Origin of the sequence: Cellulosimicrobium funkei (assembly GCF_001019615.1) — a bacterium.
Taxonomy (GTDB): Bacteria; Actinomycetota; Actinomycetes; order Actinomycetales; family Cellulomonadaceae; genus Cellulosimicrobium; species Cellulosimicrobium cellulans_E.
Genome location: NZ_JNBQ01000003.1, coordinates 94594 through 107798, shown reverse-complemented (window position 1 = coordinate 107798; position 13205 = coordinate 94594). Strand labels below are relative to the sequence as shown.

The window sequence follows — 13205 nt, the reverse complement described above, 5'->3', positions numbered from 1 at the left end:
GCCTCGTCGGGGGCCGCGTCAGGACGCGGCGAGGGGGCGCAGCAGTGCTCCCGACGGGCCGACCGCCGTCGGCGGTCCACGCGTCGGGGCACGGCGCGCACGCCACAGGGACGCGACGCGCACCGTGCGGGCCTGCGGCGTGCGCGGGCGGGCGGCGGGAGGGACGGGGACGAGCGCCGCGAGGCCGGCGCGCGGCGTCACCCAGGCGAGGAACCGCTCGAGCGCGCGTTCGCCGCGCGCGAGGACCAGCGCGAGCACGACGGTCGCCACCGCGTGCGCGACGACCATCCACAGGCCCGCGGTGCCCGACGTCGCGAGGTGCTCCGGGTGCACGAGGCTCGCCCCGCCGTCGACGGGGACCGGCGCGCCGACGGGCGCCGCGCAGACGACGTCACCCACCGAGGCGACGTGCCCGCCGTGGCCGGACGTGGCCCCGGCCGGGACGCACGACCCGACGGGCGCGAGCACGACGAGCGCCTGGTGCAGCGCGACCTGGGCGCCGCCGAGAAGCACGACGAGGCGGGTGGGCGTGAACCGCAGCCGCGCGGCCGCCGTCGTGCCGGCGAGCGTGAACGCGGCGAGCGCCGCGAGGACCAGCGGGTCCGGGAGGGCGCCCCCGGCGAGGCGGTGCGCGAGCGCCGTCAGCGCGAGCACGAGGGTCGCCACGAGCGCGGCGCGGGCGACGCGCAGCGGACCGACGACCGGGGAGAGCACGACGGCCACCCTAGCGCGACGCGGGCGCGTCGTCCGGGCTGCCCGCCGCCCCCGCCGCCTCCGACGACGCAGCGGACGGTGAGCGGTCCGCGTACCGGCCGATCAGGGGGCCGGTGGGCAGGAGCCGGTCGATCCCGACGATGACGAGGCCGAGCACGAGGAAGCCGGCCCCGTAGAGCACGACGTTGACGAGCAGGCCTGTCCACCCCAGCGCGTCGAGGTCGACGAACCCGTACGGGTACTCGCTGCCGGGGCTCACGAACCCGCGGATCGTCGTGAACGCGAAGTACGCCAGCGGGTACAGGAGCCAGCGCGCGGCGTCGAGGCCGCGCAGGCGCCGGTGGGCGTCGAGCAGGAGGAAGTCGACGAACACCAGGAGCGGCAGCAGCTCGTGCTCGATCTGGCCGTCGGTCAGCCCGAGGAAGACGGCGGGGGCGTCGGGGTCCTCGGGCGCGAGCACGAGGTTGGCGACGAGCCCGGTGATCGCGGCGAAGAGCGTCACGCCGCCCTTGAGCCACCCCGGCGGCTGCCGGCGGCGCAGGAGCGACGCCACGCCCGCCCACGCGAGCACGACGGCGATGAGGAAGCCCGTCTGGTTCGTGAAGTAGACCAGCCCCTCGATGTCTCCGTCGCGCCAGATGGCGCGCGTCCCGACGAGGGCGAGGACGACGAGGAACAGCCGGAACAGTCCGACGACGACGTGCATGCGAGCTCCTTCGCGCGCGGTGCGGTGGTGCGCTCAGGAGCCTAGTGGTCCGCGCGTCGCAGCGTGCGCCGCCGCCGCGCCACGACCGCCCACACGACCAGGCTCCACAGCCCCGCCCACGCGAGGCCGACGAGCGCGGTCCGCAGGCTGCGCGCGGCGTCCTCCGCGCCGTCGGCCACGACGCGGTCGAGGTCGGAGCGCGCCATGACGGTCCCCGGCGCGTCGGCGTCCTGGACGGCGGCGAAGACCCCGGCGTACGGGCTGCCCGACGGCGCGGGGAGGTGGACCGGGGGGTCGACGGCCGCGGGGTCGACGCCCTGCGCGCTCGTGGCGCCGTCCGTCCCGCGGAGCTCCACGGGGTCCGGCAGCCCGGGGACGCGCGCCGTCACGGTGCCGACCTGGACGCCGTCGGAACCGGACTTGCCCTCCACGACGAGGACGGCGTCCGTCGCCTCGACGGCGACGCCGTCCCGGTTCAGCTCGTGCGCCAGGGAGACGTCGTGGGTCGTCGTGAACCACTTCCAGACCCCGACCACGGCGAGCGCGGCCCCGATCGCGATGGCCGCGATCACGAGCATGCCCGCGAGCTCGCGCCCCAGCCCGCGCGTCGCGCGACGGGCCACGGTCCTGGTCGTGCTGGTCATCGTCGCTCCCTGTCCGAGGAGAACCACTCTAGGGGCGCCGCGGTGGGCACCGTTCGCGGAGCACTTGCCCCGGGCGATGATGGAGGCATGACGAACCCTGCCTCCCCCGCCCGCAACCAGCCCCGCACGACCCGACGCAGCGTCGCCGTCGTGAACGGCTACGTCGTGCCCGTCGCCGCGGACCCCGTCGAGAACGGGACCGTCCTCGTCGAGGACGGGATCATCACCGCGGTCGGGGCGGACGTCGTCGTGCCCGACGGCGTCCCCACGCTCGACGCGCGGGGCCGCTGGGTGCTGCCCGGCTTCGTCGAGGCGCACGCGCACATGGGCGTCATGGAGGAGGCCGAGGGCTGGGCCGGCAACGACACGAACGAGATGACCGACCCGAACGGCGCGGCCCTGCGCGCGATCGACGCGATCAACGTCGAGGACGAGGGGTTCCGCGACGCGCTCGTGGGCGGCGTGACGAGCGCCGTCGTGAAGCCGGGCTCGGGCAACCCCATCGGCGGCCAGACCGTCGCGATCAAGACGTGGGGCGGCCGCACGGTGGACGAGCAGGTGATCCGCGAGGCGGTCTCCGTGAAGTCGGCGCTCGGCGAGAACCCCAAGCGCGTGTACGGGGACCAGAAGAAGACGCCGTCCACGCGCCTCGGGGTCGCGAAGGTCATCCGTGCGGCGTTCGTCGACGCCCAGAACTACGCCGCGAAGCGCGACGCCGCGGAGGCGAAGGGCGAGCCGTTCGACCGCGACCTCGCCAAGGAGACCCTCGCGCGCGTCCTCGCGGGCGAGCTCTACTGGGACCAGCACACGCACCGCGCCGACGACATCGCGACGGCGCTGCGTCTCGCGGACGAGTTCGGCTACAAGCTGGTGGTCAACCACGGGACCGACGGCGCCGCCGTCGCGGACGTGCTCGCCGAGCGCGACGTGCCGGTCATCTTCGGCCCCCTGTTCACCTCGCGCTCCAAGATCGAGCTGCGCAACCGCGACATCGCGAACCTCGGGGCGCTGGCGCGCGCCGGCGTGCGCGTGGCGATCACGACCGACCACCCCGTCGTGCCGATCAACTTCCTCGTGCACCAGGCGTCGCTCGCGGTGAAGGAGGGCCTGGACCGCGAGACCGCGCTGCGGGCGCTCACCGTCAACCCGGCGGCGTTCCTCGGCCTCGACGACCGGGTCGGCGCGCTCGCCCCGGGCCTCGACGGCGACGTCGTCGTGTGGTCGGGCGACCCGCTGGACGTGACGTCGCGCGCCGAGCACGTGCTGATCACGGGCGCCGAGGTCTACACGTGGGACGGGGAGGCGAACGACGGCCGCGGCGCGGGCCGCGTCGTCGAGCGCGGCGAGCGCTTCCGCGCCTGACCCGAGATCGACCCCTGCGGCCCGAGATCGACCCCCCGAGGGTCGATCTCGGCCGTGCGGGTCGACCTCGCGGCGGACGGACCGGCGCGGGCTTCCCGTGGCGCGACCCGGCACGACGGCGGACCATCGAGTCATGCGCACCCTCGACCCCTCGCGTCCGCGCCGCGCCACCGGGCCGCTCGTCGGCCTCGTCGCCGTCGGCGGTGTCCTCGCGGCGTGCTCGGGGCCCGGCCCCGGGGAGAAGGACGTCACCTACGACTCCCTCGACGCGCTCCACGAGTCCGCGACGACCGCGGGACTCACGTGCCTGTCGTTCGTCCCCGAGGACACCGGGACCCCTGACGCCGAGATGGGGGCGTGCGACGACACGACCCTGCTGGCCGTGTTCGCCGACGACGTGGACGAGGCCGAGTACTTCGCGCTCCTGCCCGAGACGCCCGCCGCGGAGGGCGAGGCCGCCCTCGTCGGGCCGAACTGGGTGATCGTCGGCGACACCGGCGACCTGCTCGAGACCCAGGCGGGGATCGGCGGGGACTTCGCGTCCGACCGCTGAGCCTCAGCGAGCGACCACCGCGCACCCGACGCACGTCCGCGCCGTCGGTCGCGCCTCCAGGCGACCGTCCGCGATCGGCTGTCCGCACGCCTCGCACACGCCGTAGGTGCCCGCGTCGAGGCGCGCGAGGGCGGCGTCCACCTCCTCCACCCGCGCCGCGGCGTCGCGAGCGAGCGCGTCCACCTGGGCCCGCTCGAACGCGATGGTCGCGCCGTCGGGGTCGTGCTCGTCGTCCGCGTTCGAGTCGCGCGACGCCTCGACGATCCCCGCGACCTCGGCGCGCAGCGCCTCCTGGCGCGCGACGGCGTCCGCGCGCACGACGAGCAGGCGCTCGCGCGCGGGATCGTCGGGGCCGGGTGGTCGAGCGTCTCCTGGTGTCGTCATCTCGCTCCCCTCAACGTCGCGGAGGGGGTGAAACCGTCCCGGACGGGGAGTCCTCACCGTGCTGGGCGCATGACAGCGGCGGTCGGCGGATGGAAGAGTGGAACCGCCCGGCTCCCCCCGGGCCCGCCGCGCGGTCTCGCCCCCGCGGCGCGCGACCGACGTCCGACGGCGAGACCACAGGGGGTCTGCATGAGCACGGTCGTCGTCTTCGAGGCCTTCGGCGGGCCCGAGACGCTGCGGGTCGACGACGAGCACGTCGGCGAGCCCGGGCCCGGCCAGGTGCGCGTCGCGAACCGGGTCGTCGGCGTCAACCCCGCGGACCTCAAGCGGCTCGCCGGCGCGTTCGGGGGCCGGGTGCCCGGCGTGCTGGGGTTCGAGGCCGCGGGCGTGGTCGACGCCGTGGGACCCGACGTCCCCGACCTCGCCCCCGGCGACGAGGTCGTCTGGCACGGGGCCGGCGCGCAGCGCGAGCTCTCGCTCGTCCGCGCCGACCACGTCCGGCGCAAGCCCGCGTCCCTGCCCTTCGAGCAGGCGGCGGTGCTGCCCGTCGCCGCGGCGACCGCGTTCTCCGCCCTCGTCCAGGCCGACGTCGGCGAGGGTGACGTGGTGCTCCTGCACGGCGCGAGCGGCGGCGTCGGGTCGGCGGCGGTGCAGATCGCGACCGCGCTCGGGGCACGCGTCGTCGGGACGGCGTCGCCCGCGAACCACGACTACCTGCGCGGGCTGGGCGCGACGCCGGTCGCGTACGGGCCCGGGCTCGTCGACGCCGTGCGCGCGCTCCCGGACGGCCTGGACGAGGTGAGCGTCGTCGTGGACCTCGTCGGCTCCGCGGACACGGTCGCCGCGACCGTCGCCTTGCTGGGCGAGGACCTGGCGCCCGCCACCCCGGACGACCCGCCGAGCGCGGTGACGATCGTCGGGTCGGACGCGTCCCGCGCCGCGGGCGTCGTCGACAAGGTCGACGCGAAGGGAGCCCTCGACGAGGTGCTCGCGCTCGCGGAGGACGGACGGCTCCGGGCCGAGGTCTCGGCCCGTTTCCCTCTGGCGGAGGCGGCGGAGGCCCTGCAGCTCGTCGCCGACGGGCACGCCCGGGGCAAGGTCGTCCTCGACGTCCCCTGACCGGGACCTCCGTCCCGGAAGGTTGTGACGCTGGGCACAAGGTTGCCCCGGGAACCGCGGGATTCCGCCGTTCCTGGGGGTGCCGCCCGCGAATCTTCTTGCGCCCCGCGTGCACGAGAGTGTGAAATCGTTAGCATGCGTAAGTTTCTTGCCGCTACCGCGGCGCTTTCCTGTGCCCTCCTGCTGGCGTCCTGCGCCTCGCCGACCGACCCGGCGAGCGACGACGCGGCGACCCCCGAGACCACGACCACGACCGAGGCGTCCCCCGAGGTGACGCCCGCCGTCGTCGCCGTGACGACCACGTGCGGCATGTTCTACGGCGGTGAGTACTCCGCCGAGCGCCTCGTCACCGAGACGACGCCGCTGCTCGAGACGCCCGAGGACGAGGCCGCCGCCGCCGCGATCTTCACCACGCGCGAGCGCCTCGCCGCGGTCCAGAACTTCGCGGACCCCGAGCTCCAGGAGAACCTCAACGAGATCAAGGCCCCGTTCGAGGCTGCCGTGCAGGGCGAGACGATCGACGCGTCGCAGCAGCAGGAGGCCCTCGACGCCTTCCGCGCGCAGTGCACCGAGGCCGGGTACGCCTTCGCGTCCTGACCTTCCCGCGCCGCGGTCCGGGCGGCCCGTCCCTCAGCGAGGGGCGGGCCGTTCGCGCGTCCGGTGACCCGTGACGGATGACCCGGCCTCTCGGCGTGGAGCGGGGTCGCGGCGACCGTGGGAGCATCCCACCATGCCCGTGGTCGAGTCCTCGCTCGTGGTCCCCGTCGACCCCGCGACGGCGTTCGCCGTCTCGCAGACGACCGGCACGGTCCGCCTGCGCTGGGACCCGTTCATCCGGCGGCAGTACTTCCTCGACGGCGCCACCGCGCCCGCGAAGGGCGTGCGCACCTTCACCCGGCACCGCAGCGGGCTGTCCATGGTGAGCGAGTACGTCTCCTACAACCCGCCGACGAACGTCGGGATGCGCATGGTCCGCGGGTCCTGGTTCTTCGAGAACCTCGCGGGCGGGTGGCGGTTCGCCCCCGACCCGTCCGGCGGCACGCGCGCGACGTGGCGCTACTCGTTCCGGTGCCGCCCCCGGTGGCTCGCCCCGCTCGCGGAGCGCGTCGGGTCCTGGGTGCTCGGGCGCGACGTCGACCACCGGATCGCGGGCTTCGCGCGCGGGTGCGCCGACCCCGTCGTGCTCGCCGCGGTGCGCGAGCCGACCGGATAGACGGCAGAGCTACAACCGGAACCGGACGCCCGTCACCTGGAGCCAGGTGAAGAACCCCGCGGCCGACGTGACGAGCGCGACGACGAGGGCGACGAGGATCCAGCGCTGGGCGCGGTCGCCGAGCAGACGGAGACCGAGCCAAGCGACGCCCATGCCGACGAGGCCGCCGGCGGTGTTGGTGAGGACGTCGGTGACGTCGCTGGCCCCGATGCCGACGACGTACTGGACGATCTCGAAGGCGACCGACACCCCGACGACGAGCAGGAGCATCCTGGCGAAGCGTCGCTGCCGGGCCGCCAGGAGGACGAGCACGCCGAGCGGGACGAACACGAGGACGTTGACGGCGAGCTCTCGGGAGCCGAGGCCGCCGGTGGCGGTGCCACCCATCGGGACCAGGTTGACCGACCGGCGGCCGACGAGGTCGCCGAGGTCGCCGGTGTGGATCTTGAGCAGCACGACCCACACGAGCACCAGGACGTAGAGCCCGAGGACGACGCGCTCCGCGGTCCGGCCCGGGCGGGCCGGGGCGGGCGCGCCGCCGTCGGCCGCGCGGCCCTCGCGCTCCTCGTGCTCCTCGACGAGCCCGGGGCCGACGTACGGATCGCGCGTTGCCACGGGACGCAGGCTACAGGCGACCAGCGCGCGAGCAGCACGTCGGGCAGCGGGCCCGCTGGGCCGCCTAGCGAGAGAGCGCCGCCTCGGCGTCGACGCGCTCCAGCTTGCTCGGGTTGACGACCGAGTAGAACCGCGTGATCCGCCCGTCCTCGACCGTGACCGACACGGCCGCGGCGAGCACGCCGTCGAGCTCGATCCGCACGGCGGGCGCTCCGTTGAGCCACACCGCCGACGCGCTCAGCGCCCCCGCGGTCTTGCGCAGCCCGCCGAGCAGGAACGCGACGACCCGGTCCGCGCCCACGACCGGCCTGCGTGCCGCCCGAGCGAGGCCGCCGCCGTCGGCCACCGCGACGACGTCGGGCGCGAGGACGTCCAGGAGGCCCTGGAGGTCGCCCGTGAGGAGGGAGTCGAGGAACCGCTCGACCACCCGTTCCTGCTCGGTCCGGTCGACCCGGACGCGCGGGCGCCGCGCGGCGACGTGGTCCCGCGCCCGGTGCGCGACCTGCCGCACGGCGGCCGGCGACTTGCCGACCGCCTCGGCGATCTCGTCGAACGGCACGTCGAACACCTCGCGCAGCACGAACACCGCGCGCTCCGTGGGGCCGAGCGTCTCGAGCACCGTGAGCATCGCCATGGAGACGCTCTCGGCCAGCTCGACGTCCTCGGCCACGTCGGGGCTCGTGAGGAGCGGCTCGGGCAGCCACTCGCCCACGTAGTCCTCCCGGCGCCGTGCCAGGGTCCGCAGCCGGTTGAGCGACTGCCGCGTGACGATCCGCACGAGGTAGGCGCGCGCGTCGCGCACCTGCGCGTGGTCGACGTCCGCCCACCGCAGCCACGTCTCCTGGACGACGTCCTCCGCGTCGGCGGCCGAGCCGAGGAGCTCGTACGCGACGGTGAAGAGCAGGCTGCGGTGGCGGACGAAGGGGTCGTCGCTCATGCGTCCGACCCTACGGCCGGCGCCGCCGCGACGGACCGAGGAGCGAGGGGCGGCAGGCCGCACGACGCCGCGAACTGCTCGGACCGGATGCCGAGCGCGACGTTGGAGCGGGCCGTGGCGTTCATCAGGCCCACCCGGGCCGAGAGCTCGACGAGCCCGGCCGGACCGAGGTCGTCGAGCAGCGCGGCCGAGAGCTCGTCCGTCACCACGGGCGGGGTCTGGCTCATCCCCTCCGCGTACTCCATCACCCGACGCTCGACGGGCGTGAAGACGGCGGACTCACGCCAGCGCGGCACCTCGCGGGCCTTCACCTCGTCCAGGCCCTCGTTGCGCGACCGGAAGTAGTGGAGGTCGAGGCAGAACTCGCAGCCGACCGTCGCGGCGGACGCCATCTGCGCGAACGTCGCGAGGTTCGGGTCCAGGCGGTCCCACTTCTCGGACTTGCGCCCCACGCCCATGAGGTCCTTGAAGACCGCGGGGTGGTGCCACAGCACCCCGATCGACTCCGGCACCTCGCCGAACATCGAGCGGGTCGCGCGCTTGACCAGGGAGCCGTAGAGCCCGGTGACCTCGGTGGGCGGCACTCGTGTGGTCATGTCTCCTCCTGCGTGTCTGGTGTCGTGCTCGTGCCGAGCCGACGGGGTGTCGGGCATGAGACACCGGCGGGGCCTCGCGTGTGACACCTCGGGCGGACCGGATCGCTCGGGGGCGTGGTGAGCCCGCGCGCGGTACCCCGGGACGACGGCGGCCGGCACCCCGGTCGGACGCGGCCCGGCCGGGTGCGGCGTAGCGTGCGACGCATGGGCCCGCTCGACCGTCGCCGCCCCCGGGCGTTCCTCGCCGTGGTGCTCGCGGTGGTCTCGGTCGCCGGGTCGGTCGGCGCGACGCACGGGCAGCCGGGCGCGCGCCCGCTCGACCTCGCCGCCGTCGCCCTGCTCCTGGTGCCGCCGCTCGCGCTCGTGCTCCTCGTGCCGCGCCCGGTCGTCGCGGTGCTCGTGTCCGTCGCGGCGGTCGGCGTCTTCCTCGTCGCCGGGTACGCGTGGGGACCAGCGCTCGCGGGGCCCGTCGGCGTGCTCGTGGGGGTTCTCCTCAGCGGGCCCGCGGAGCGCGGGCGTCGCGTCGCCTGGGGCGGGGCCGTGCTGCTCGCGGGTGCCGTCGTCGCGGCCGCGGCCCTGCGTCCCGACGCCCCGCCGCGGGCGACGCTCCTGGGCGGAGCGGCCTGGACGGTCGTCGTGCTGCTCGTCGCGGGCGCGATTCGGGACCGGTCCAGCCGCATCGCCGCCGCACGCGAGGCCGAGCAGGTCGCGCGCGCCGAGCGAGAACGTACGGCCGTCGCGGACGAGCGGCTGCGCATCGCGCGCGAGGTCCACGACGTCCTCGCGCACTCGCTCTCCGCGATCACGGTGCAGGCCGGCGTGGGGCTGCACCTCCTCGACCGCGACCCGGACCAGGCCCGCAGCGCCCTCACCGCGATCCGCACGACGAGCACCGAGGCGCTCGACGAGGTCCGGGCCGTGCTCGGCGTCGTCCGAGGCGAGTCGCGCGCGGACGGCCCCACGAGCGACGACGGCGCCCCGCTCGCCCCGACGTGGGACCTCGCCGCGCTCCCCCGGCTCGTGCGACAGGCGGAGGGAGGCGGGCTCACGGTCGCGCTCGCCGTGGACCCCGCCGCCGCCGACCTGCCCGACCGGCTCGTCGGGGTCGTCTACCGCGTGGTGCAGGAGGCCCTGACGAACGTGCGACGGCACGCGCACGGCGCGACGCACGTCGACGTCCACGTCGCCGTCGACGCGGGCGGCGGGTCCCGGTCCGACCTGGGCGACGCCGGTGCGGACGGGGACCACGCCTCGCGCCGCGTGACCGTGACGGTCACCGACGACGGCACGGGAGCGGCGTCGTACCCCGAGCCCGGCTACGGGTTGCGCGGCATGCGCGAGCGCGTCGAGAGCGCCCACGGGTCGCTCGTGGCGGGACCGGTGCCCGGCCCGGCTCCAGGACCAGGAGCGGGCTCCGCCACCGCTGGACGCGGCTTCCGCGTGCGGGCAGTCTTTCCCTGGCCGGGCGCCACGCCCCGGCCGAGCACCACCCGGCGTTCCGACGACGGACCGCCGCGGCGCGAGGAGGCACCATGATCGACGTCGTGCTGGCCGACGACCAGGCGCTCGTGCGCGGCGGCTTCCGTGCGCTCATCGACTCCGAGGACGACATGCGCGTCGTCGCCGAGGCCGCGACCGGTGACGACGCCGTCCGGCTCGCGCTGGAGCACCTGCCCGACGTCGTGCTCATGGACATCCGGATGCCCGGGCTCGACGGGCTCGAGGCGACCCGGCGGATCGTCGCCGACCGCGCGGCGTCCCACGTGCACGTCGTGGTCGTCACCACGTTCGAGCTCGACGAGTACGTGACGGACGCGATCCGCGGCGGCGCGAGCGGGTTCCTCGTCAAGGACACCGAGCCCGTCGACCTCGTCCGGGCGGTGCGCGTCGCGGCGCGCGGCGACGCCCTGCTCTCGCCCACGGTGACCCGCCGCCTGCTGTCGCGGGTCGCGGACGCGACGCGCGCCGTCGGGCCGGTGCGCGGCGTCGAGGAGCTCACGCCGCGCGAGCGCGAGGTGCTCGTCGAGGTCGCGGGCGGGCTCTCGAACGACGAGATCGCGGGGACGCTCTACCTGTCGGAGTCGACCGTGAAGACGCACGTGTCGCGGGTCATGGCCAAGGTCGGTGCGCGCGACCGCGCGCAGCTCGTCGTCGCGGCGTACGAGTCCGGGCTCGTGCGCCCCGGCTGGGCGGGCTGACCGTCTCCCAGGGCGCCACGGGGCCGACCGGCACCACGGGACGAGCGAGGTCGGCACGCACGGGTGACGACGCGGCGTCGGGCGACGGGAAGCCTGGAGGTGCGGCCGGAAGGCGGCCGCCCCCGCCGACCGGCGGGGTGCACCGACACCGGAGGTCGTCATGCTCACCGCACTCACCGGGGCCGCCGTGGTCCCCACGGAGGCCGTCGCGCACGTCGCGCACGCCGGCTGGGGGCCCGGGCCGTGGTGGTTCGTCTTCCCCCTGCTGTGGTTCCTGCTGTTCGCGTCCGTGATCTTCCTGATCGCCCGCCGCGCGCGTCGCGGCTGGGGCCCGGGCGGCCCCGGCGCGTGGCGGACGGCGGGCCCTGACCCGGTCGCGATCCTCGGCGAGCGGTACGCGCGCGGCGAGATCGACGAGCAGGAGTACCGCTCGCGCCTCACGGTCCTGCGCGAGGATCGCCCCCAGCCCTGACGCCGAGAACGACATGGGTGCCGTTATCCCGTGGATAACGGCACCCATGTCGTGTTCGACAGCGCGTGAGCGCGTGTTCGGCGTCAGGCGGGGGCGCCTACCGGCTCCTTCGCGCCCGACGGCGCGGCCTTCGTGGCCTCGGACGTGGCCTCGGTGGTCGGCTCGGACGACGCGTCGTCGTCCTCGTCCACGAAGAGGTCCTCGGCCGTGGCGGCCTCGTACTGCTCGAGGTCGAGGATGCCCTCGCGCTTGGCCACGATGGTCGGCACGAGCGCCTGGCCCGCGACGTTCACCGCGGTGCGGCCCATGTCGAGGATCGGGTCGATCGCGAGCAGCAGACCCACTCCCGCGAGCGGCAGGCCCACGGTCGAGAGCGTGAGGGTCAGCATGACGATCGCGCCGGTGAGACCCGCGGTCGCGGCGGAGCCGACGACGGACACGAACGCGATGAGCAGGTAGTCGGTGATCGACAGGTCGATGCCGAAGATCTGCGCGACGAAGATCGCCGAGATGGCCGGGTAGATCGAGGCGCAACCGTCCATCTTGGTGGTCGCGGCCAGCGGCACGGCGAACGACGCGTACTCGCTCGGGACGCCGAGGTTGCGCTCGGTGACGCGCTGCGTCACGGGCAGCGTGCCGATCGAGGAGCGCGAGACGAACGCGAGCTGGATCGCGGGCCAGGCGCCCTTGAAGTAGCTCGAGACCTTCAGGCCGTTGGTGCGCAGGAGGATCGGGTAGACGACGAACAGCACGACCGCGAGGCCGACGTAGATCGCGACGGCGAACCATGCGAGCGACGCGAGCGACGTCCAGCCGTACGCCGCGATGGCGTAGCCGATGAGGCCGGCGGTGCCGATCGGTGCGAGGCGGATGATCCACCACAGGACCTTCTGCACGATCGCGAGCGCGGAGCGGTTGAACGCGAGGAACGGGTCCGCCTTCTTGCCCGACTTGAGCGCCGCGATGCCGATGACCAGCGCGACGACGAGGATCTGCAGGACGTTGAAGTTCACCGACGTGCTGGCGCTCGCGCCGGCGTCGCTCACCTCGACCTGCGTGCTCGCGCCGAGGCCCAGGACGTTGCCCGGGATGAGGCCGTTGAGGAAGTCGAGCCACGTGCCGGTGCGGCCCGGCTCGGACGCCGCGTCGAGCGAGACCGACGCGCGGTTGCCCGGCTGGAACAGCAGGCCCAGGCCGATGCCGACGGCCACGGAGATCGCCGCGGTGATGGCGAACCACAGGAGCGTCTGGCCCGCGAGGCGCGCGGCGTTGGTGACGGTGCGCAGGTTCGCGATCGACGCGACGATCGCGGTGAAGATGAGCGGCGGCACGACGGCCTTGAGCAGCGTGACGAACGACGAGCCGATCGTGTCGAGCGTCGTCGTCAGGCCGTTGGGGACCTCGCCGGCCGCGTCCTGCGGACCCATGGCGAGGGCGACCGCACCGAGGCCGACGCCGACCGCGAGGCCGAGCAGGATCTGGACGCTGAACGAGGGGAACCGGCGCTTCTTCTTCGCGGGCGCCGAGGCCGGGGCCTGGCTCGCCTGCTGCGGGTCGGCCTTCGAGACGGCCGACGAGGGGGTCGAGGACACAGGGGACCTTTCGGGGGGTGACGCGGGCGCACGAGCGCCCGCTCTCGGGAGAGGGGCTCGGGACGTCGTCGCGGGGCGCCGGCAGCAGCGCGGCCCGGGG

General features: G+C 75.0%; 16 protein-coding genes. 8 read left to right on the top strand and 8 right to left on the bottom strand.

The window, feature by feature from the left end; all coding sequences use genetic code 11:
* Window positions 1-18 precede the first annotated feature (18 nt).
* The 3 genes from FB00_RS04935 to FB00_RS04925 are packed head-to-tail and all read right to left on the bottom strand — an operon-like array spanning window position 19 to window position 2064.
* The gene (locus tag FB00_RS04935) at window positions 19-714 is read right to left on the bottom strand and encodes a hypothetical protein (RefSeq protein ID WP_047231964.1); all 696 of its coding nucleotides are present in this window, start codon (window positions 712-714) and stop codon (window positions 19-21) included.
* Window positions 715-724: 10 nt separating this feature from the next.
* Window positions 725-1420, bottom strand: coding sequence for a Pr6Pr family membrane protein (locus FB00_RS04930; protein WP_064316452.1), 696 nt, complete (start codon window positions 1418-1420; stop codon window positions 725-727).
* Between the two features lie 41 nt (window positions 1421-1461).
* A complete protein-coding gene (locus FB00_RS04925; protein ID WP_156186303.1) occupies window positions 1462-2064 on the bottom strand; it encodes a hypothetical protein in 603 nt (200 codons plus the stop codon).
* A gap of 87 nt (window positions 2065-2151) precedes the next feature.
* Here FB00_RS04925 and FB00_RS04920 point away from each other — a divergent pair, with 87 nt between their 5' ends.
* Window positions 2152-3426 (top strand): amidohydrolase, encoded by a 1275-nt coding sequence (locus tag FB00_RS04920; protein WP_047231777.1) that lies wholly within the window; start codon window positions 2152-2154, stop codon window positions 3424-3426.
* 133 nt (window positions 3427-3559) lie between these two features.
* Window positions 3560-3979 carry a hypothetical protein gene (locus FB00_RS04915; protein WP_047231776.1) on the top strand — a complete coding sequence of 140 codons (420 nt, stop codon included), beginning with the start codon at window positions 3560-3562 and terminating at the stop codon, window positions 3977-3979.
* A gap of 3 nt (window positions 3980-3982) precedes the next feature.
* Here FB00_RS04915 and FB00_RS04910 read toward each other — a convergent pair whose 3' ends face one another.
* Window positions 3983-4363 carry a TraR/DksA family transcriptional regulator gene (locus tag FB00_RS04910; protein WP_047231775.1) on the bottom strand — a complete coding sequence of 127 codons (381 nt, stop codon included), beginning with the start codon at window positions 4361-4363 and terminating at the stop codon, window positions 3983-3985.
* 189 nt (window positions 4364-4552) lie between these two features.
* Between FB00_RS04910 and FB00_RS04905 the strand changes: the two genes are divergently transcribed.
* From FB00_RS04905 to FB00_RS04895, 3 genes are all read left to right on the top strand, one after another.
* Window positions 4553-5482 carry a quinone oxidoreductase family protein gene (locus FB00_RS04905; RefSeq protein WP_047231774.1) on the top strand — a complete coding sequence of 310 codons (930 nt, stop codon included), beginning with the start codon at window positions 4553-4555 and terminating at the stop codon, window positions 5480-5482.
* A gap of 135 nt (window positions 5483-5617) precedes the next feature.
* Window positions 5618-6079: a hypothetical protein gene (locus FB00_RS04900; protein WP_144425402.1), complete on the top strand. Its 462-nt coding sequence runs from the start codon at window positions 5618-5620 to the stop codon at window positions 6077-6079.
* A 133-nt stretch (window positions 6080-6212) separates the two neighbouring features.
* Window positions 6213-6695, top strand: a complete 483-nt coding sequence (locus FB00_RS04895; RefSeq protein ID WP_047231772.1) for an SRPBCC family protein — start codon at window positions 6213-6215, stop codon at window positions 6693-6695.
* A gap of 9 nt (window positions 6696-6704) precedes the next feature.
* Here FB00_RS04895 and FB00_RS04890 read toward each other — a convergent pair whose 3' ends face one another.
* The 3 genes from FB00_RS04890 to FB00_RS04880 all read right to left on the bottom strand — a co-directional run bounded on the left by FB00_RS04890 (window position 6705) and on the right by FB00_RS04880 (window position 8843).
* A complete protein-coding gene (locus tag FB00_RS04890; protein ID WP_047231771.1) occupies window positions 6705-7310 on the bottom strand; it encodes a VanZ family protein in 606 nt (201 codons plus the stop codon).
* 64 nt (window positions 7311-7374) lie between these two features.
* Complete coding sequence (locus FB00_RS04885) at window positions 7375-8247, bottom strand: RNA polymerase sigma-70 factor (RefSeq protein WP_047231770.1); 873 nt, start codon at window positions 8245-8247, stop codon at window positions 7375-7377.
* Window positions 8244-8843 (bottom strand): carboxymuconolactone decarboxylase family protein, encoded by a 600-nt coding sequence (locus tag FB00_RS04880; protein ID WP_047231769.1) that lies wholly within the window; start codon window positions 8841-8843, stop codon window positions 8244-8246. Before FB00_RS04880 ends, FB00_RS04885 begins: the two co-directional genes overlap by 4 nt.
* Window positions 8844-9047: 204 nt before the next feature.
* On the opposite strand from FB00_RS04880, the gene FB00_RS04875 reads away from it, so the two are divergent.
* From FB00_RS04875 to FB00_RS04865, 3 genes are all read left to right on the top strand, one after another.
* Entirely contained in the window at window positions 9048-10379 is a 1332-nt protein-coding gene (locus tag FB00_RS04875) for a sensor histidine kinase (RefSeq protein ID WP_052877448.1), read from the top strand.
* Window positions 10376-11041, top strand: a complete 666-nt coding sequence (locus FB00_RS04870) for a response regulator (RefSeq protein WP_047231768.1) — start codon at window positions 10376-10378, stop codon at window positions 11039-11041. The genes FB00_RS04875 and FB00_RS04870 overlap by 4 nt, the downstream gene beginning before the upstream one ends.
* Window positions 11042-11201: 160 nt before the next feature.
* Complete coding sequence (locus FB00_RS04865; protein WP_047231767.1) at window positions 11202-11513, top strand: SHOCT domain-containing protein; 312 nt, start codon at window positions 11202-11204, stop codon at window positions 11511-11513.
* A gap of 83 nt (window positions 11514-11596) precedes the next feature.
* Here FB00_RS04865 and FB00_RS04860 read toward each other — a convergent pair whose 3' ends face one another.
* Window positions 11597-12940, bottom strand: coding sequence for a dicarboxylate/amino acid:cation symporter (locus FB00_RS04860; protein ID WP_419865516.1), 1344 nt, complete (start codon window positions 12938-12940; stop codon window positions 11597-11599).
* Between the last annotated feature and the right edge of the window lie 265 nt (window positions 12941-13205).

Excerpts from the sequence above, each read along its gene's own strand:
- FB00_RS04880 (WP_047231769.1), bottom strand. The coding sequence starts at position 8,843 with ATGACCACACGAGTGCCGCCCACCGAGGTCACCGGGCTCTACGGCTCC.
- FB00_RS04870 (WP_047231768.1), top strand. The coding sequence starts at position 10,376 with ATGATCGACGTCGTGCTGGCCGACGACCAGGCGCTCGTGCGCGGCGGC.
- FB00_RS04920 (WP_047231777.1), top strand. The coding sequence starts at position 2,152 with ATGACGAACCCTGCCTCCCCCGCCCGCAACCAGCCCCGCACGACCCGA.
- FB00_RS04865 (WP_047231767.1), top strand. The coding sequence starts at position 11,202 with ATGCTCACCGCACTCACCGGGGCCGCCGTGGTCCCCACGGAGGCCGTC.
- FB00_RS04875 (WP_052877448.1), top strand. The coding sequence starts at position 9,048 with ATGGGCCCGCTCGACCGTCGCCGCCCCCGGGCGTTCCTCGCCGTGGTG.
- FB00_RS04885 (WP_047231770.1), bottom strand. The coding sequence starts at position 8,247 with ATGAGCGACGACCCCTTCGTCCGCCACCGCAGCCTGCTCTTCACCGTC.
- FB00_RS04930 (WP_064316452.1), bottom strand. The coding sequence starts at position 1,420 with ATGCACGTCGTCGTCGGACTGTTCCGGCTGTTCCTCGTCGTCCTCGCC.
- FB00_RS04915 (WP_047231776.1), top strand. The coding sequence starts at position 3,560 with ATGCGCACCCTCGACCCCTCGCGTCCGCGCCGCGCCACCGGGCCGCTC.
- FB00_RS04925 (WP_156186303.1), bottom strand. The coding sequence starts at position 2,064 with ATGACCAGCACGACCAGGACCGTGGCCCGTCGCGCGACGCGCGGGCTG.
- FB00_RS04860 (WP_419865516.1), bottom strand. The coding sequence starts at position 12,940 with ATGGGTCCGCAGGACGCGGCCGGCGAGGTCCCCAACGGCCTGACGACG.
- FB00_RS04900 (WP_144425402.1), top strand. The coding sequence starts at position 5,618 with ATGCGTAAGTTTCTTGCCGCTACCGCGGCGCTTTCCTGTGCCCTCCTG.
- FB00_RS04895 (WP_047231772.1), top strand. The coding sequence starts at position 6,213 with ATGCCCGTGGTCGAGTCCTCGCTCGTGGTCCCCGTCGACCCCGCGACG.
- FB00_RS04910 (WP_047231775.1), bottom strand. The coding sequence starts at position 4,363 with ATGACGACACCAGGAGACGCTCGACCACCCGGCCCCGACGATCCCGCG.
- FB00_RS04905 (WP_047231774.1), top strand. The coding sequence starts at position 4,553 with ATGAGCACGGTCGTCGTCTTCGAGGCCTTCGGCGGGCCCGAGACGCTG.